Below are 19098 nucleotides of genomic sequence, written 5' to 3'. Positions count from 1 at the left end.
GAAGAGAGCATGTTTCCCTCGTTAAATGCCGCACTCGTCTGATCCGCTGTTGATATTCGATTTGCGACAACGGTGCGTGAGAGATGATCGTCATGGGAGCAAAGTCGTGAGCGGCCATGGCTTTCTTCTTAGTACCTCCGTTGCGCGCAACCCGTTGAGATGTCGACCACCCAGTTCTGTCGAGTTCCAACTCAAACGGGCAACACTGTCTCGACTAAGCGGACCCAGTAGCGGATGCCATAGGACAAGGCTTCGTCGTTAAAATCGTACGCTGGATTGTGCAGGGGCGGGGATGACCCATTGCCAAGGAAAATCATGGCGCCAGGCCGGGCCTCAAGCATATAGGCGAAGTCCTCCGCCCCCATACTGATTCCAATCTTGTCGTCTACTGAGGCGGGGCCCACGAGGTTGCGTGCCGCCGTGATCGACAAATTGGTTTCCTCGGTATGGTTGAAGGTAACCGGAACGGATCGACGGTAGTTGAACTCCACGTCCGCGCCGAACCCGCGCGCAATCCCCTGGGCCGATGCCAAGATGTCTCGTTCGGCGAAGTTTCGCAGGTCGGATGCGAGCGTCCTGACAGTTCCGGCGATTTCGACGTGATCGGGAATGACGTTATAGGCCTCTGCGGCCTTCAACTTCGTAACGGAGATCACGAGCGACTCCCTAGGATCGGTTTTGCGCGAGACCAAGCTTTGCAATCCAACGATGATCTGTGCGGCAATGACCACGGGATCCACAGTCCGATGCGGCGAGGCCGCATGGCCGCCTTTGCCCTTTACGACAATATCGAAATCGTCCTGCGACCCCATAATCGGGCCATCGCAAATGCCGAACGTGCCGATCTCCATACCCGGATTGTTGTGCATGCCGAAGACCTGGGAGATGTTGAAACGATCCATGATTCCTTCCTGGACCATCTTTAGGCCGCCCGATGGCAATTCTATCTCTTCTGCCGGCTGAAAGATTAAGGCAACAGAGCCCTTGAATTTGCGCGTACTCGCAAGATACTTCGCGGCACCTAGCAGCATGGCCGTGTGCCCGTCGTGGCCGCATGCATGCATTCTGCCGGGTATTTTCGACGACCAGGGTTTGTCTGAGGCCTCAACGATTGGCAGGGCGTCCATGTCCGCCCTTAATCCGATGGTCGGCCCGTCTCCACCTTCGCCTTGGATTAATGCGACGATACCGGTCTCAGCAATCCCCGTTTCGATGTGATTGATGCCAAACGAGGCCAGTTTTTCGGTCACAAACCTTGCTGTGTTGTGTAACCGATAGTCGAGCTCTGGATTTTCATGGAGGTAGCGGCGCCACTCGGTTGCTTCGCGCTGCAACACTTCGAACTTTTCAATACTTCTCATATTGCATAGCCCTTTTCGGACGCATTCCTCCGACCCGCTTCAATGTTCTTTTCCGCAGGTTGCGGTGGGAAAGGAACTGCGACAATGAAGCCCTTTTTGAGGTGAGCTTCGCGCCAAACTGCACCGCCTGCTGAAATGTGCATGACACAATGCGGTGCAGTTTGAAATGTCGCCAGCTGTCGAGACGCACTTGGGACCTATCGAAGGAAGCCAGATCGCCGCTTCTGGTCGATGACCGTTTGGGTCGATCGCTTCAGTGTGGTCGAGCGGCCCGGAAGAATGCGCTCAGTAAGGAGGCCGGGTGCGAGGTGGCGTGCGGATGATCGACGGGACTTTAACTTCAAGGCGAGCGTTTGGTTGCAGGCCTCGCAGCCTTCTCCCGGCTGCGCCACCTCACGCTCAAGCGAGCCAGAGGCTGATAGATCAGGTGTGCCAGTTGCTCGGAGCGGTAACGCGCAGCCTTCCCGCCCTACTGCGCGAGGGCGACATCGGGCTGGCTGCCAGCGGTCGCTGCCGCAAACGCAGGCGCACCTGCCGGGAAGCCGCGCCGAGAAAGCAATCTAGCGGAGATACTCACCTGTCAGCGTCTCAATTCCTTGGGAAAAGGCTCTTCAGGAAGACATTGGATACCTTTTTGATGTTGCTCAGGCTCGCGTGAAGCGCCATTTCTTGACGCGGTCCGAGTTTATCTCGAAACCGTCGGCGGTGACGCTCAGCGTCGCCCTCCAGTGCGGATCGTGACGCATGTTGGTGCCGGGCTGGAGCAGGAACCAGAGATCGCTGGCCGCGGTGATGATGGGCGCGTTCATTGAGCCGAGATCGGAGCGCAGGCGGAACATGCCACGCTGCGCATCGCCATCGATCTCGACCTCTAGGCCTTGCGCCTTGTTGGCGTAGCGACCGGCGAGAGGTGCGGCTGCCCTGGCGTCCGGGCCCAAGGGTGCGTAGAGCCTCGGTGTGCCGCAGAAGATGCCGTCGACTTTGCCGTCCGGCCGGGGGCTAAGAACCAGGTCGGTGATCCCGCGCTCGGGCTTGGCGCCACCTGGATGGCCGAAATCGAACCCGCACACACCACCGGAATCGAGGAAGGTCGGCACGCCATCCTTCGCGACGATCTCGAACACATCGGGGCCGCCTTCCTGCCGGTAGCGGCCGGGAGCAAGTTCGATCGGCGCTGGTGCGGCGTCGCCGAAATAGATGTCGGCGATACGGCGAGCAACCGCGAAGGCGGCGACTTGGTCGTTGTTGGCAATGATAACAATACCGAGCCCGCCGTCGATGAAGCGCATTGATTGCGAATTGCCGCCAGCAACGGAGCCGCCGTGGCCGACCGCGCGGCGGCCGCGATAGACGTCCGTCACCAAACCAAGCCCGTAGAAGCCGTTCGCGCCATTGTCGAAGACACAAGGCGTCGCCATGCGCCGATACATTTCCGTCTTTCCGACTTTAGCGTCGATCAGGTTCTGCTGCCAGACCACCATGTCGTTGAGCGTCGAAACCATGCCACCTTCGCCGCCGAATTCCAGCCCCCAGCCCAGTTGGATCCAACCGTCAGCGCGTTTCGTATAGTGGGCGGCCAGGCGCTTTATCGCCATGCCGTCGCGCAACACGAGCGAGGTGTCGTTCATGCCGAGCGGGCTGGTGATGCGCTTGTGCAGGACCTCGTTGAAGGGCGCACCCTCGATCTGCTCTATGATGTCAGACAGCATGAAGAAGCCGGCGTTCGAATAGATCATCGCGCTGCCGGGCTTGAAGTTGAGCGCGTCCTGCTTGGCGATCACATCACGGACGGTCTGGCGGTCGGACGGCGCGAAGATTGATAGACCGCTAACGATCATGCCATCCAAATGGTCCCGGTAGCCACTGGTGTTGGAGGCCAGATGCCTGAGGGTGACCGGGTACTCGAGCCGGGGCACATAGGGCAGGTGCTTCTGCACCTCGTCATCCAGAGTGAGCTTGCCTTCTGCCTCCAGCATCAGGATCAGCAACACAGCGAACTGCTTGCTCTGCGAACCGATGCGGATGATGGTCTTGCGCCCCATCGGGACGTCGTAGTTGATGTTCGCCAAACCATAGGCCTTGGCGAAAATCTCGCGACCGTTCTCGGTCACCGCGACGACAGCGCCAGGCATTTCCGGCCCGCTGAACTCGCTGAACAATGCGTCGACGCGCTTGTCAAAATCGGTGGGTGCCCTGGTCATGATCGTCATTCCTCGGTGGTGATGCTGGTGGACGTCCTTCAGGAGATATGACGCATGGAGAAGGTAGTTTTGGGCCAAAATGCATCGGCTTTTGAAACACGGACCGCACGAAGCGGCGTGGTTTGTGATCTCGTCAGCCTTTTGGATGTGTCGCTGTCTGACCAGTTCGGGAAATCGGCTGTAACGCGGCTGCGTGAAAGGTCACGCGTTTCGGGATGACAGATCGGCGAAGGCGAAACCGGTAATCGAGCGCCGTTCATGTCCGACGTAAGGAACCGCTTCGCACCTTTGGTTACCTAGTGGTCGCCGGCGCGCCTCAAGCGAATACCAGGCGTCATCTGTGGCGTCGCCGACTCGCCAGCGATCATGGCTGCCGGTCGCCGGGCGCCGGACTGAGAAGCAGAAAACGGAGAGTCCGACCATCGCCGTGACGGCGATGGTCGAAATCGACCGGCGAAGGAGATAGGCGGCCATTGCGCCTCAAGCCTTCTGCATGTTCCACATAGGGATCCACGCCGGCACGCCAATGAGGCCAGTGAGTGTCTTGCGGCGCGCGATTGGCGTGATTTGTTGACCTAACGGAACCTGGGAAGCATAGTCCCAAAATATTCGCTGCATCTTGCGGGCAATTGCCTTCCGTTCTTCGAGCGTTTCGACATCTGCCCATTTGGCGCGAAGAGCCTCATATTCGTCATTCTGCGGCCAACCGACCCAACCTTTTTCGCCATTCATGGTCAGGGTCACGGCCGTGATAACATTGCCGCGTATCGCTTCAGGTTCGCTAGTTATGAAGATGCTCCAGCCTCCGTCCTCCACGGGGCCCTTGTTATCGAGGCGGGCGGTAGCCGCGCTCCAGTCGCTCGGCGCAAGCTCGGCATTGACCCCGATTTTTCGCAGCTCGACCGCTAGGAACTGCGCGGCATTGTCGGCCTCCCGCCAATCCGTGGTTTCGAGAATGACGACTTTCTCGCCTGCATATCCCGCCTCCTTGAGGAGTTGCTTGGCCTTTTCCGGGTCGCCGCCCTTTTTGAACCATCCCGTATTTTCGTCATTGGACATCGGCGTTTCGTTTCCAAAGATCGAAGTGACAGTGCGGAAGTATTTTGGGTCGCCGAACGCGGCGCGCATCACAGCCTCCTGATCGACCAGGTGAAGCATCGCTTGGCGAACCTTCACGTTGTCGAACGGCTTTTGCAGACAGTTCATGCTCAGGAACATATCCTGACCCGTCTTGTCCAGAACTTGCAGTTCAAGGTTGGGATCGCTCTCGATGACCGGCAAGAGATCAACTGGCGGCAGCGAGAGAAAATCAACCTCACCTGCTTGCAGGGCCGCCAAGGCCGTCTGCTGATCGGCTATATTATCCCAGATGACACGATCGACCTTAACGATCTTCCCGCCGGCCAGTCCGTCGGGCGCTTCGGTACGTGGTACGTATTTTTCATTGCGGTCGTAGGTGAAGCTCGCGCCCGGCTTGGCAAGAGTGTGATTGAACTTGAAGGGCCCCGATCCGATATTCGCGGTTACCTGCTCCGTTGGGGGAAGATTCGCGTCCTTCTCGCGCATGATGAATGGGCCTTGGAAAGCCAGGATGCTGAGCAGAGCGCCCATCGGCTCCTTAAGCGCGATTGTGAAGGTCTTGTCATCCTTTTTCGAGATATCCCTGGCCCGAGCTATGAGCAACTGCCCGCCGGGAGCCACCTCGCCCCAGCGATGGATTGAGGCGACACAGTCCGCCGCGGTAACGAGGGTGCCGTCGTGCCATCCGAGACCATCGCGGAGCTCGAAGGTATAGGTCTTCCTGTCGTCGGATACGCGCCACTTTCCCACCATCTGCGGATGCGGTGCAAACGTCGAATCGACCCCGAACAGCGTATCGTAAATCGCGAAGGCGTGGGTGAAGGTGGTGTCAGACGTTGAAACGACCGGGTCGAACACACCGAGGCCTATCACCATGCGGACAGTCCGGTCGGGAGCCGGTGATGTCTGCGCCCGCAGGACAGAAGGGATCGATAAAGCCGCTCCGGCGGCGACACCCACCTTGAAGAGGTTGCGTCGAGAAATCGTCATCTTTCAGTTCCCCTTTTGAGCCACTGGCGCGGGTTAATCCGCGCTTATTACGTCTTGTCGACCACGGGCGAAGCATTCGTCTTCACAAACACGTTCGAGGACGCGTAGGGTAGCACCTGGGCAGGAGGGTTTGCCCCAAAATGCGTCAGCTGCTGAAACACGGACAGCACAAAGCGTCGTGGTTTGAAATGTCTCAGCCTCAGCCTCCGCCTTGCGCACGCGGCAGCTCATTTGCGATCTTCTCGTTGGACAATTCTCAGCTTTCGGCGGGACCGGGCATCACTTCGCCCTGCAGGCTCTTGCGCCGGCGGTTAGTAGATCACACAACGCCTTCCTAGGCAGAGGCATGCACGGCCAGCTTCTGTATGTGGCGCACAAGGCGGAGAAGGTGGTTGCGCGCCTGCGCCGAGCAGGCGCCGCCCACACTGCCGCGATCCCTCTGAAGCGCGTAGAGGCCACGTGGTCGGTGTAGGCCAAGGAGCTTTTGTCATCATAGTCCTCGCTGTCGTGTAGGCCTGTCTGCATGTCCATGGCCTGGCGCAGCGTGGCCTCTTCGAACGCGCTGCCGCGCAGCTCCGGCAGATAGTGCGCAAACGCCTTGGATTCGTCGAGCACGCTTTCATATATGAGCGCCGCGGCGAGCGTGGCCGATATGACGTCGTGACGGACCAGCACGCATGCGGCAGGTGCGGCTCAAGCGCGCCAAAATAGCGCTCGTAGACGATGCGCCCACGATGTAAAACGATCCCGTCCGTGCAGGTATCGTAGAGCGAACCGGCGCACGCGCCCGTCCGCGTCGGCGAAGGAGAGCGCGTCGATGTCGGCGGTCTGGTCGCAGCGATCGAGCAACGTAGGCCCGCCCCGCCCCCGCCTCACGTAGATCGTCGGCACCAGCTCGCGCATATGCGACAGGGACCAAGCGCAACTGCGGAAAATCGAGGAATGCGAGACTTTTCGAAAGTGATGCGCTTGTCCGCCGGCGGCGGAGCACCGCGCCGAGTTAATCGGGATCGGACGCGCGGCCGCCGAGGTAGCGCTGTCTGTCCAATTCGAGCATGCGTGTCGAGTCTCTCCTCGTTCGTTGCCGACGTGTGCATCACGGTTTCTGACAAATCCATTCTGGCTCGGCGAACCCCCTCAAGCGCGTAGAGGCGACGTGGCCGGTGTAGGTCTCCGCTCAAAGTGCAAGCAGATCCCAGGCTGCTCCACGTACGCTATGCGGACAGGGCCCGACCCAGTTCTAGCATCTGTGGCAGAGTAATCGGAATGTTTCCGGAGCTGCCCGCTACGGGATGAGACGCCAAGCGCGCCACCACCATCTCCGCTCTTGGCGCGATGTAGAGCAGTTGGCCGTGCATGCCTCGACCCAAGAATGCGGCCAGTTCATCATGCGTCACCCACCATTGGCTTCGATACGCATAGCCCTGCATCTCCTCATACGCGAATTTGGACGGGGCGTCCCCATTTTGGACGTCCTCTATAACTGAGCTAGGTATCAGCTGTTTCCCGTTCCACTCGCCGTGGCGTCGCATAAGCTCGCCGAAGCGCGCCAAATCGCGCACGGTCGCCGACAGGCCGGCTCCAGCCATTGCTGTGCCCGCGGAATCCACGAAGACATATCCGTCCTCTTCGCAACCGAGTGGAGCCCACAGGCGTTCATGCAGCAGTTGTGCGAAGGAGTGCCCGGTTACGCGGTTCATTACCCAGGCCAGCACATCGGTATTCACGGTCTTGTAGTCAACGAATTCGCCGTGTACGCCTTTCTTGCGGAGCGTGCACAAGTAGTCGAACAAAGTCTGCGGACCGCTGTACCCAGCAGGCCGAGGTCGCCAGCCGCAGGCGCGAGCATGCGCCCAGAAGCTAGCGTGCCTATCGGCGTAGTTCTCGCTGTAGTCGAGGCCTGTCTGCATGTCCATTACCTGGCGCAGCGTCGCGTCCTCGAATGCGCTGCCGCGCAGCTCCGGTAGGTAGTGCGCGAGCGCTTTGGAGTCGTCGAGCACGCCTTCGTGCACGAGCGCCGCGGCGATCGTACCCGCATATGACTTCGTAACCGAGTGCAATGCATGCGGTAGGTGCCGCTCGAGCGCGCCGAAGTATCGCTCATAAACGATACGCCCGCGATGCAGAACCACGATTCCGTCTGTGTAGGTATCGTAGAGCGCCTCGTCGAAACGGCGCATGCGTCCGTTCGCGTCGGCAAAGGTGAGAGCGTCGATTTCCGCGGTCTTGTCGCTGCGTTCGAGCAGCGCAGGGCCACCCCGCCCACGCCACACGTTGACAGACGGCACAAGCTCGCGCATGTGCGACAGCGACCAGCGCAGCTGCGGAAAGTTGAGGAATTCGTCGCTCTCGAAAGTTATGCGCTTGTCCGCGGGGGGCGGCGCACCGCGCATCCAGCCGAGTGCATTGGGATTAGACGCGCGGCCATCGAGAAAGTGCTGTCCATTGAATTCGAGCATGTATCAATAGTCTCCTCGTTCGTTGAAAACGTATGGCAGGTAGTCCACGTGGCCCAGGTGTTCTGACAAATTGTTCTGATTGGTCGGGTCGTAGGCCTCTATTGCAAGTACCAGCGGTTGGGCAAAGCCCAAGTCTCGCGGCCCAACGGCCCTGGCTAGTGCCCTCGGGCGGGGGATTCGCCTAGCTGCACCCGAGACATCATGACATGCCGTGTCATTGCGCCGAGCTGGGTCGCAGTCGAATCAGTCCGACGTCGTTCTCGATGGCGATCTCGGTGCCAAACGGCTTGGAGAGCTTTTGGAGACGCTCCAGAATGGCTATTCCCTGAGCTGCGGGAGCAAGACGCGGCACTCCCCGGTTGGCAAACCTGTTCGAGCGGCGGAGTTCGATTGGATAGAGCCTCAATTCAGCAAGCCGGTTCTGCTCAAAGCGGCTGATAGTGACAACGCTCTCATAATAGACCGCATCGGATTGGGGGCCTACAAATCCTGCTGCCGTCGGATATCCTTTTGCCACCTCATCTACGGTCACCTCAGCATCCGTATCAACCTGAGGGTCCTTGCCGTATGCCTCGAACATATCAGCGCCTACCGGCGACCGGAGATCCTGACAGAAGAAATTCCCCAAGCTATAAAAAATCGGTCGCCCTTTGTAGATCTCGATGCCTCGCAACAGATGCGGTCCGTGTACGACGTATGCGTCTGCTCCGGCATCAATGAGCCTGCGGGCAAACGATTGTTCGTAGTCAGGCGGCTCCTGGCTCCATTCCCCGGGCTCGTGTCCGTGGTTCGTGACGATGCAGAAGTCGGAGAACTGCTTGCCCTGACGAACGTTTCGCAGAATACCGGCGACGTCGCGAGGGTCTGTTTCGAAGCTGTAACCGGCTTTGTTGCCCGCTTTGTATGTCACCCCGCCCAGTACGACCCGGCTGGAATCCTGTCCGGCGGGATTGTAGCCTGGTAACACTTCGCGCACCCGTCTCAAGCTCTCGAGCATCTCGGGCGGGACTACGATGCTCGTCGTGAAACGAAGGGCGTTGAGTCCTGGTCTGCCTGGCGCATCGCCGGCGGGATTGCACCCACGGGACATCGGCGAGAACGTCGTCGCAAACGAAACCAACGCAACGCGACCGCGCGAGGTTTCCAAGAAGCGAGCTGCGCCGGCTTGTGCCAGGTTTTCGCCGGCACCTGCATGGATGATCCCGTTCTCGTCAAGCGCCCGGGTTGTTTCGCGCATCCCTTCGACGCCCCAGTCAAGTGTGTGGTTATTCGCGCGACTGAGCATATTGAAGCCCATCGTCTTTAAGTCACGTCCCAGCTCTGGGGCGCTGATGCAATACGCACCACCGTACTCAGCCTGGGGACTTCCTTTAGACTGAACATCCAAGATGTTGGTCTCCAGATTTCCGAAAACGACGTCAGCCTTATCAAAGATCCTGAGGACATCAGCCAAGCCGGGATGATAGCCTTTTGTTACGGGCCGAGCGAAGAGAAGGTCGCCGACTGCGGCCATCGTGAAGCCGTCTGCAACGTTCGTGGCAATCGAACCCACCGTATCAAAGCCACCATCCTGCTGGATCGGAGGGCGACCATCTTCATGCGAGTCCATAAGATCTCCTACCTTTCACGAATTTGCATTTTGACTGCAGCTATTGCGTTTCCCATACCTAGGACCGGGTGATGAGGCTAAGACACATGAGCAGGCGAATGATCGTCTGCTACAGCCGGTTGGGTCGGGATGTTCTCTGTAGCCGGAGCACGCACATGACAGGCCACGACCCGCCCATCTGGCATCGGCACCGGAGGTGGTACTTCGATGCGGCAACGCTCCACCGCGAGCGGGCAGCGCGGGTGAAACGCGCACCCGCGCGGCGGGTTGATCGGGCTTGGCACCTCGCCTTCCACGGGCACCTCCAGCCGAGCCCGCGTCGGATCCGGGACCGGGGCTGCTGCGATCAGCGCCTCCGTGTAGGGATGGACCGGTTTGGCGAAGAGCGCCTCGCATGGTGCGAGTTCCACTATCCGACCCAAATACATGACCGCGACACGATGGCCGATATGCTCCACGACGCTAAGGTCATGTGAGATGAAGACGAAGGCAATGCCCATCTGCTGCTGGAGATCCAGAAGCAGATTCAAGATCTGTGCCTGCACTGATACGTCAAGGGCTGACACCGCCTCGTCGGCGATGATGAGCGAGGGCTGGAGGGCCAGCGCCCGCGCGATGCCGAGGCGCTGCCGCTGGCCGCCCGACAACTCGGACGGGAGCCTGTGCATCATCTCGGGCGACATTCCGACCTTCTGGAGAAGGTCCGCAGCAAGCGCGGTGCGCTGCTTCCGGCTGAGGCGCTCGAAATTCTCGACGGGTTCGGTGATGATCTGTCCGGCGGTGAGACGGGGGTTCAGCGACGAGTAAGGATCCTGAAAAACCATCTGCATCCGACGGCGCCAGGCGTGAAGCGCGTCCTTCTTGAGGCTCGCAATGTCGGTCCCGTCGATCAGCACGCGCCCGCCCGTCGGTTCCACGAGCCGCATCAGGAGCCGCGCCACGGTGGACTTGCCGCAGCCGGATTCGCCGACGATGCAAAGCGTCTCGCCCGCCTCGACGGAAAACGATACATCCTCCACCGCCCGGATTACCGGAATGCTTTTCTTGAAGATTCCCGAGCCAAGCGGGTAGTGCTTGGTCAGATTCTCGACTTTCAGCAGAGGACCGTTCATGCGCTCATCACCTCTTCGGCGCGCCAGCAAGCTGCGGCGTGGCTCGACCCGACATCACGCAGGGGGGGGGTCGTGTCGCGGCAAATGTCGATAGCGAACGGGCAGCGAGGAGCAAAGCTGCACCCGACAATGGGCTCGCGAAGACTTGGGACAATGCCGGGAATTTCCGGAAGGCGGCGCTGTCGGCCGCGCCGCCGGTCAGGCACCGATCGCATGAGGCCCTGAGTGTAAGGATGCGCCGGACGCGCAAACAGATCAGTTACGGTCGCTTGCTCGACGATTCGGCCAGCATACATAACAATCACGCGTTGGCATGTCTCGGCTATAACGCCCAGGTCATGCGTAATGAACATAACGGCCGTTCCCGTACGCTCTTTCAGATCGACCATGAGCCGCAGGATCTGCGCCTGGATAGTAACGTCAAGCGCAGTGGTTGGCTCGTCGGCGATCAATAGTTCTGGTGAGCAGGCAAGAGCCATGGCGATCATGGCGCGCTGGCGCATCCCGCCCGACATTTCGTGAGGATAGTTGTTGACGCGACGCTCGGGGTCCGCAATGCGGACAAGACGGAGCATCTCTTGCGCCTTTGCCATCGCATCGAACCGCGAAGCCTTGGTGTGGATCTGCACCGCCTCGGCAATCTGGCGGCCGACCGTATAGACCGGGTTCAGGCTCGTCATTGGCTCCTGGAAGATCATGGCGATCTGGTCGCCGCGGATCTGTCGCATCTCCCGATCGGACAGTTCAAGGAGGTCACGTCCGTGAAAGCGGACCTCGCCGCCGACGGTCCTGGCGGTCAGCTTCGGCAACAGGCGAAGGATGGAGAGGGCGGTGACGCTTTTCCCACATCCCGATTCGCCGACCACGCCGAGCGTTTCGCCTTTCTTCACCTGGAAGCTGATGCCGCCCAGGGCGCGGGTGACACTTTCTTCGCCGTAAAAGTGCGTCTCCAGGTCTCGGACGTCGAGAAGCACGTCATCCCCTGCGGATTCTCGCATGAGCATATCAACGTCTCCGCTTTGAACGGGGATCGAACAGGTCGCGCAAGCCATCCCCGAGCAGGTTAACGGCAAGGACCATGACAGCAAGGCAGATACCGGGGGCGAAAACCGTCATTGGGGCGATAGCGAGATACAGTCGAGAGCTTGAAATCATGTTGCCCCAGCTCGGAATCTCGGGCGGCACGCCCGCGCCCAGGAAGCTCAGGCCGGCCTCTGTCAGAATCGCATCTGCGCAGATTATGGCGCTCTGCACCATAAGCGGCGGAATGGTGCTTGGCAGGATGTGCCGCCACAGCACTTTCGGCATGCGGGCCCCGCCGCAGAGGGCCGCCTCCACATACGGACGCTCCCGAACACTCAGAACCGCCGAACGAACCAGCCGTGCAACGCTTGGTAACTGGGGGATCGTGATGGCGACGATGAGGATACCGATGCCAGGCCCTGTCAGAGAAATAAGAGCGATGGCCAGCAGAATCGTCGGGATCGACATAAGCCCGTCCATGACCCGCATGACCATATTATCAAAGGTCCGGTTGTAGCCGGCGAGGACACCTATCAGAGCGCCGCCCAAGGCCGCGCCCACCGCCGACGTCAATCCGACCATAAGGGATATCCGGGTGCCGAACACCGTCCGTGCGAATACGTCACGGCCCAAATTGTCACTACCGAACCACATCTCGGCCGAAGGCGGCTGAAGGCGTTTGAATGGATCCATGTTTAATGGATCGCCGGCGTAAAGCGGGGCAGCGAGGGCTAAAACGATTAACAGAGCTAAGAGGCCGCCGCCGATGGCGACCAGGCGATGCCGCCTTGCCAGACGGGGAAGGTCAGATATTCGCAGGCGACCCGTCGGGACGTATTCAACTGGTGCGGAGAGGAGCGTCATAATCAGTACCGGATGCGGGGGTCGATCAGGGTGTAGGAAAGATCGACCGCGAGATTGATAAGGACGTAAAGACCCGAAACCAGGATGAGCACACCTTGAATGATAGGATAGTCGCGGTTGTTGATCGCATCGACCACCAAACGTCCGACACCAGGTATGTTGAACACCGTTTCCGTGATGACGACACCGCCAATCAGACCTGCGAAACTTAAGCCGATGACGGTGAGGATCGGGGCCCCCGCATTCTTCAGAGCATGGTGGAAAAGCATAGCATAGGAAGACGCGCCCTTGGCGGCGGCTGTTCGCATATAGTCTTCCGACAGAACCTCGAGCATGCTCGCGCGCGTGATCCGGGCGATGAAAGCAATGTAGGGAACGCTCAAAGTCACGGTCGGCAGGATCAAGTGCACAAGCCATGGCCCGAAGCCATGGTCGATCGGCTGGTATCCTTGGACGGGCAGCCAATGTGTCCTGATCGCGAACAAGTATATGAGGAAGAAGCCGACGACAAACACCGGGACAGAAAAACCAACTGTCGCGAATGCCGTCAGGATGCGATCAACAAGACCGCCAGCTCGCCATGCGGCGAGGACGCCAAAGGAGACCCCGACCGTCACGGAAACGATCATCGTCAGGATCGACAGGGAAATGGTCGGTTCAAGCCGCTGCGAGATGAGTTCGAGAACCGGTCGTCCGGCAAAGATTGAAGTGCCGAAATCGCCGCCGATCAAATCCCGCACCCAACGTATGAATTGAACCGGCAGGGGATCGTTCAGTCCCATCTGCTCGCGGATGCCAGCGATCATCTCCGCCGTGGCCGACCTGCCGGCGATCATGGCCGCCGGGTCGCCAGGCGCCAGCCTGAGAAGCAGGAAGACGAACATCCCGACCATCGCCATGACGCCGATGGCAGAGATCGACCTGCGTAGGATGTAGACAGCCATCAGGCCTCAGCCTTCTGCATGTTCCAAAATGGGATCCAGGCCGGCACGCCGATGAGGCCAGTGAGCGTCTTGCGTCGCGCGCTTGGCGCAACACTCTGACCTAACAGAACCGAGGGCACATAGTCCCACCATATTTGCTGCATCTTTCGAGCCAGCACCTTGCGCTCCTCGAGCGTTTCGAGATCTGCCCATTTGACCCGAAGAGCCTCATATTCGTCGTTCTTAGGCCAGCCGAACCAACCACTTTCGCCGTTCATAGGCAGGGTGACGTCGGTGATAACATTGCCGAGAATCGCTTCAGGTTCGGTCGTTATGAAGATGCTCCAGCCGCCGTCCTCAACGGGGCCTTTGTTCGCGCGGCGGGCGACAACCCCGCCCCAGTCGCTCGGAGCAAGCTCGGCATTAAGCCCGATCTTCCGCAACTCAGCTGCCAGCAGCTGCGAGGCATTGCTTGCCGCCGCCCAGTCCGTGGGCTGCAGGATGACGACTTTCTCGCCGTCGTATCCCGCCTCCTTGAAGAGTTGCTTGGCCTTTTCTGGATCGCCGCCTTTTTTGAACCATTCCGTGTTTTCGTCATTGGACATCGGCGTTTCATTTCCAAACATCGAAGTGACGGTGCGGAAGTATTTTGGGTCGCCGACTGCGGCGCGCATCATGGCCTCCTGATCGACCAGGTGAAGCATCGCTTGGCGTGCCTTCACGTTATCGAATGGCTTTTGCAGGCAGTTCATGCGAAGCAAATAGTCGCTGCCCGCCTTGTCCAGAACTTGCAGTTCAAGGTTGGGATCGCTCTCGATGACCGGTAAGAGATCGAGCGGGGGCGCCAACAAGAAATCAATCTCACCTGAATGCAAGGCCGCCAAGGCCGTCTGCTGATCGGCGAACAAGCCGATGTCCCAGATGACACGATCGACCTTTACGATCTTCCCGCCGGCCAGTCCGTCAGGTGCTTCGGTACGTGGTACGTACTTTTCGTTGCGGTCGTAGGTGAAGCTCGCGCCCGGCCTGGCAAGAGCGTGATTGAACTTGAAGGGTCCCGATCCGATATTCGCGGTTACTTGTTCTGCTGGAGAAAGATTCGCGTCCTTCTCGCGCATGATGAATGGGCCTTGGAAAGCCAGAATGTTGAGCAGAGCCCCCAACGGTTCCTTGAGCGCGATTGCGAAAGTCTTGTCATCCTTTTTCGAGATATCCCTGACCCGCGCCATGAGCAACTGGCCACCGGGAGCCACTTGGCCCCAGCGGCGGATCGAGGCGACACAGTCCGTCGCGGTAACAGGGGTGCCGTCGTGCCAGCCGAGACCATCGCGGAGCTCGAACGTATAGGTCTTCCTGTCGTCAGATACGTCCCACTTTCCCACCATCTGTGGATGCGGCGCAAACTGCGAATCGGTCCCGAACAGTGTATCGTAAACCGCGAAGGCATGGGTGTAGGTACTGTCAGCCGTTGTAACGACCGGGTCGAATACACTGAGGTTGTCTATCACCATGCGGACCGTCTGGTCCGTGCTCGGCGATGTCTGCGCCCGCAGGAGAGAAGGGATCGATATGGCCGCTCCAGCGGCCATGCCGGTCTTAATAAGGTCGCGTCGAGAGATCATGTTCCAGTTCCCCTTTCGAGTTAATGGCGCGGTTGATTCGCGCGCTATTTTTGGACTTGTCGACACCACCAGCGAAGGTATTGCTTGCGTTTCTAACGAGCCCAATCGGGTGGCGGCGATTTGGAAACGCTAGCACCCTGAAGAGGAGAGTTCGCGCCAAAATGCATCGACTGCTGAAATGCAAGCCCCACAAAGCGGCGTGGTTTGAAATATCTCAGTCTCCGCCGGCTGCCCGGGGCAGTTCATCTTCGCTCGCAGACGGACAAGTCCTAGAAGGGGAACTTTCGAGGCGTCCACTTGTCGGCACGGCATGGGCATTGGTCTCTTTTCAATGAGTGAGCAGCGCTCACCGGTCAGGCCTTGCGCTGGCCAGCGGCGGCACGAGCTGCGCCCGCCAACTCGCATTGGACGTCGTTGGTCGGAACGCTCAAATAGCCTCGTGATAGATGAGATGCCGATCACGACAGAGACGCTTTGTACCTCGCTAAATCGCCGGGTGCCTTCACGGCGATACGGGCGCAATCTTCAGTTATATGATCCAATACGCGTTGTCTCTACATCGGAGATAGCATCGCACTCCTCCGTCGCGCTTAGGCAACTTGTCGTGCCTCGGCAGACAGGTCACCCGAAATGGCCTCCGCAAGTATCTCGGCAGTTGCAGCCGACAACCTCCAACCCAAACACGGCCACAACTATAGAACATATCACGCGCCTGACCTTTGCCGACCCACGGCATCCTGTGACGCCGATGCATCGAGCTTGACCGTGATAGCTATCCCTTGACCGGATAAATGTTGAGTCGACTTGTCGCCAAAGTCGCAGACACCGACCCGGGTTCACGCAAAGGACTATCCTGATTTCCTCGCAGACGTCGACGAATATTCCCTCATGTCCGATATCGAATGACTCCCAATTCCCTGCCTACCTCCTTGAACGCCTCGACCGCACGGTCAACGTCCGTACTCGAATGTGAGGCGGACATCTGCGTGTGGATGCGCGCCTGGCCCTTCGGCACGACGGGGAAGGAGAATCCGATTACATAGATGCCACGCTGAAGCATCTTATCGGACATCTGCTGCGCGAGGCTGGCGTCGCCCAAAATCAAAGGGATGATTGGATGGTCCGCGCCAGCCAGCGTGAACCCCGCCTTCGACATGTTCGAGCGGAAGCGGTCGGCATTGGCAAAGAGCTTTTGGCGCAGCGCATCACCTTGTTCGATCAGATCGAAAACCTTCAGCGACGCCGCTGCGATCGCAGGCATCAACGCATTGGAGAATAGGTATGGCCGCGAGCGCTGGCGAAGCCAGTCGATGACCTCACGCTTGCCTGCTGTGTAGCCGCCCGAAGCGCCGCCGAGCGCCTTGCCGAGCGTGCCGGTGATGATGTCCACCCTGCCCTCGACGCCGCAATGTTCCGCCGTGCCGCGCCCATGCCTGCCGACGAACCCGACGGCATGGCTGTCGTCGACCATTACCATCGCGCCGTATTTCTCGGCCAGGTCGCAAACGCCGCCAAGATTGGCGATGACGCCATCCATGGAAAAAACGCCGTCGGTGGCGATCAGCTTAAAGCGGCTGCTTTCGGCCTTGTTGAGCTCCTCTTCGAGAGCTTCCATATCATTGTTAGCGTACCGGAAGCGCATGGCCTTTGAAAGCCGTACCCCGTCAATGATCGAGGCGTGGTTCAACGCATCGGAAATAATGGCGTCTTGCTCGCTGAGCAGCGTCTCGATCAATCCAGCATTCGCGTCAAAACAGGATGAATATAAGATCGCATCCTCCTTGTTGAGGAATGAGGAGATGCGCGCCTCGAGTTGCTTGTGCTCTTCTTGAGTGCCGCAGATGAAGCGGACGGAGGCCATGCCGTAACCATAACGATCGAGTGCCTGCTTGGCCGACTCGCGCAGTTCGGCGTTGTCGGCTAGGCCGAGATAGTTATTGGAGCAGAAATTCAGGACCTTGCTGCCATCCGCGAGTTCGATCTCGGCCGACTGTGTCGAAGCGATCACGCGCTCGGATTTGTAGAGCCCAACGGACTTCAAGCCAGCTAGTTCCGCTGACAAATAGGCAACAAAATCGTTCTTCATCGGCAACTTCGCAGGAATGGCATGGAGTACGCCTTACAGAGGCATATGCTCATCAGAGCGCGGCAGCGGTTGCCAATTCGCTCAACCTGGCGCGCTTCGAGGCAATGGCGAACGGTTCGCTTGCCTCGTTGAGGTAAGAGTCCTCGGGCGATGCGAGCTCGGCGGCGCGGGAAAGTTGCCGCACCATCGGCATCGCACGTTTCCTAGCTGAGCTCCCAACAGCAGGAGACATCGGCGTGTATCGGCAGGCCACCAAACCCGGGGCGGAAACCCCACCGTAGCGCGCCTGCTCGGGTTTCGGGTGTTTGCCTGACGACATATCCATTGTCATCGTCACGAGCCCGCTTAGCAAATTGCTCGCACATGGCTCGTTTCCAATCACGGGTAGGTGACAGCAGTCGTCCATTGCGGATCATCGTGCTTTTGCCAGTAGAGGTCCATGAGCCGTCTGGTGACGGGTCCGACGTGTCCATTAGAGACCGAGGCGTCGCCGATGCGGGTCACGGGCATAATGCCGCCGGCAGTCGAGGTGATGAACACCTCGTCAGCGTCTTTGATCTCGGCGCGACTGATATCGGCAGCCGTGGCAGAGAGGCCGATCTCGGCGCAAAGATCGAACACGGTTCGGCGCGTGATCCCCGGCAACACGCCAAAAGCAGGCGTCCTCAGGGAGCCGTCCTTAACAACGAACACATTGAAGCCGGGGCCCTCCGCAATGTGCCCGTTCGTATCGACGATCAGCGCTGTCTCAGCCCCCATGTCATAGGCGTCAAAAAGCCCCTTCACGAGATCGAGCCAATGATAGTTCTTGATCGCTGGATCGACCGACTTAGGCGGAATGCGGACGGTCTCGCTGATCGCGACGTGCAAGCCTCTTTCCAGCTGTTCCTTGTTGGCGACCGAGCCAAAAGGCACAGCAAACGCCATGAAGCGGTTCTCCGCTTGGCGGGGATCGCGACTGAATGTCGGCGATGTGCCGCGCGTGCAGATCATCTCCACATACGCCGACTGGTGCCCCGACAGAGCGACACAATTGTTGAGGATCGAGGCTATCTTTTCGCGATCATAGGGAAGCTTCATTCGCAGCCGTTCCACGCCCCCAAAGAAGCGGTCGAGATGCAAGTCCAGCCGGAAGAACCTGCCCTTCCAGACGTGCACCGTGTCGTAGGTGGCATCCGAGTGCAGGAAACCCCAATCGAGCACGGAGACCTTGGCCTCGGACATGGGCAGGTATTGCCCATCCATGAAAGCAACCCCGCGCGGATACTGACGTCGATCGACGTGATGCTCGTCCACAGTTGGAAGAGCACCTAAGAGCTGCGTCATAGCGAGCGTCATTCTTTCTCCTTCCTTACCCCCGGGACGGTTGCTTTGCCCGCGTCGAGCAGTCTGGCAACCACACCGTCCCGACGCAGGATCCACTGCGTCCGTAGATCGCACGTTTCTCCACGCGAAAAAGCCCAATCTGATGGTGGATGCGCAATGGCGGTTTCAAAAGGCAGCCCGGAGTGAAGGCTTCAGCGCAATCCGCCCAAGGTTACACCAAAACCCGCGGCTCGAACTTGACACGATCAAGCGCGATCATGCTCTTAAATTTTCGGACATTAGGATTGGTATAGAGCTTCGTTTTGACGAAGACGTCAAAGGCCTCGACGTCCTCAACAGCCACGATCAGGACAAAATCGGCGTCGCCCGTGACCATATAGCACTGGCTAACCTCCTTGGCCGCCCGCATCGCGCGCTTAAAATCGTCGACAAGGTCCAGACG

Annotated in this window: 15 protein-coding genes; 1 reads left to right on the top strand and 14 read right to left on the bottom strand. The window is 59.2% G+C overall.

Translation table 11 applies throughout. The features are described 5' to 3' along the window. Positions 1 to 191: 191 nt before the first annotated feature. Positions 192 to 1361, bottom strand: a complete 1170-nt coding sequence (locus tag EN859_RS32330; protein WP_126038220.1) for a M20 aminoacylase family protein — start codon at positions 1359 to 1361, stop codon at positions 192 to 194. 644 nt (positions 1362 to 2005) lie between these two features. Further along, on the bottom strand, positions 2006 to 3562 hold the full coding sequence (locus tag EN859_RS32325) for a serine hydrolase domain-containing protein (protein ID WP_189350312.1): 1557 nt from the start codon (positions 3560 to 3562) through the stop codon (positions 2006 to 2008). Between the two features lie 54 nt (positions 3563 to 3616). Between EN859_RS32325 and EN859_RS38400 the strand changes: the two genes are divergently transcribed. Then, positions 3617 to 3781 carry a hypothetical protein gene (locus EN859_RS38400; RefSeq protein WP_189502376.1) on the top strand — a complete coding sequence of 55 codons (165 nt, stop codon included), beginning with the start codon at positions 3617 to 3619 and terminating at the stop codon, positions 3779 to 3781. A 261-nt stretch (positions 3782 to 4042) separates the two neighbouring features. Here the strand turns inward: EN859_RS38400 and EN859_RS32320 are convergent, their stop codons facing one another. The 12 genes from EN859_RS32320 to EN859_RS32265 all read right to left on the bottom strand — a co-directional run. Further along, positions 4043 to 5632 (bottom strand): ABC transporter substrate-binding protein, encoded by a 1590-nt coding sequence (locus tag EN859_RS32320; RefSeq protein WP_126038213.1) that lies wholly within the window; start codon positions 5630 to 5632, stop codon positions 4043 to 4045. A gap of 1214 nt (positions 5633 to 6846) precedes the next feature. Continuing rightward, complete coding sequence (locus tag EN859_RS32310; protein ID WP_126038210.1) at positions 6847 to 8091, bottom strand: serine hydrolase; 1245 nt, start codon at positions 8089 to 8091, stop codon at positions 6847 to 6849. Positions 8092 to 8305: 214 nt separating this feature from the next. Further along, entirely contained in the window at positions 8306 to 9700 is a 1395-nt protein-coding gene (locus tag EN859_RS32305; RefSeq protein WP_126038207.1) for a CapA family protein, read from the bottom strand. Between the two features lie 77 nt (positions 9701 to 9777). After that, complete coding sequence (locus EN859_RS32300) at positions 9778 to 10812, bottom strand: dipeptide ABC transporter ATP-binding protein (RefSeq protein WP_126038205.1); 1035 nt, start codon at positions 10810 to 10812, stop codon at positions 9778 to 9780. Then, positions 10809 to 11816 carry an ABC transporter ATP-binding protein gene (locus EN859_RS32295; protein ID WP_126089944.1) on the bottom strand — a complete coding sequence of 336 codons (1008 nt, stop codon included), beginning with the start codon at positions 11814 to 11816 and terminating at the stop codon, positions 10809 to 10811. Before EN859_RS32295 ends, EN859_RS32300 begins: the two co-directional genes overlap by 4 nt. A 1-nt stretch (position 11817) precedes the next feature. Beyond that, positions 11818 to 12699, bottom strand: coding sequence for an ABC transporter permease (locus EN859_RS32290; RefSeq protein ID WP_126038202.1), 882 nt, complete (start codon positions 12697 to 12699; stop codon positions 11818 to 11820). A gap of 2 nt (positions 12700 to 12701) precedes the next feature. Continuing rightward, positions 12702 to 13643, bottom strand: coding sequence for an ABC transporter permease (locus EN859_RS32285; protein ID WP_126038199.1), 942 nt, complete (start codon positions 13641 to 13643; stop codon positions 12702 to 12704). Further along, positions 13643 to 15244, bottom strand: coding sequence for an ABC transporter substrate-binding protein (locus tag EN859_RS32280; RefSeq protein WP_126038196.1), 1602 nt, complete (start codon positions 15242 to 15244; stop codon positions 13643 to 13645). The genes EN859_RS32285 and EN859_RS32280 overlap by 1 nt, the downstream gene beginning before the upstream one ends. Positions 15245 to 16130: 886 nt before the next feature. After that, entirely contained in the window at positions 16131 to 17330 is a 1200-nt protein-coding gene (locus tag EN859_RS32275) for a glycine C-acetyltransferase (protein WP_126038193.1), read from the bottom strand. 52 nt (positions 17331 to 17382) lie between these two features. After that, on the bottom strand, positions 17383 to 17523 hold the full coding sequence (locus tag EN859_RS38395) for a hypothetical protein (RefSeq protein ID WP_189350314.1): 141 nt from the start codon (positions 17521 to 17523) through the stop codon (positions 17383 to 17385). 185 nt (positions 17524 to 17708) lie between these two features. Continuing rightward, entirely contained in the window at positions 17709 to 18668 is a 960-nt protein-coding gene (locus tag EN859_RS32270) for an aminotransferase class IV (RefSeq protein WP_126038190.1), read from the bottom strand. A 199-nt stretch (positions 18669 to 18867) separates the two neighbouring features. After that, positions 18868 to 19098: Lrp/AsnC ligand binding domain-containing protein (locus EN859_RS32265; protein ID WP_135913565.1), on the bottom strand; the 231-nt coding region annotated here is incomplete at its 5' end.

The organism is Mesorhizobium sp. M00.F.Ca.ET.216.01.1.1, assembly GCF_004010325.2.
GTDB lineage: Bacteria > Pseudomonadota > Alphaproteobacteria > Rhizobiales > Rhizobiaceae > Mesorhizobium.
The sequence above is the reverse complement of the archived record's forward strand: the minus strand, read 5'-3'. Positions and strand labels throughout refer to the sequence as shown.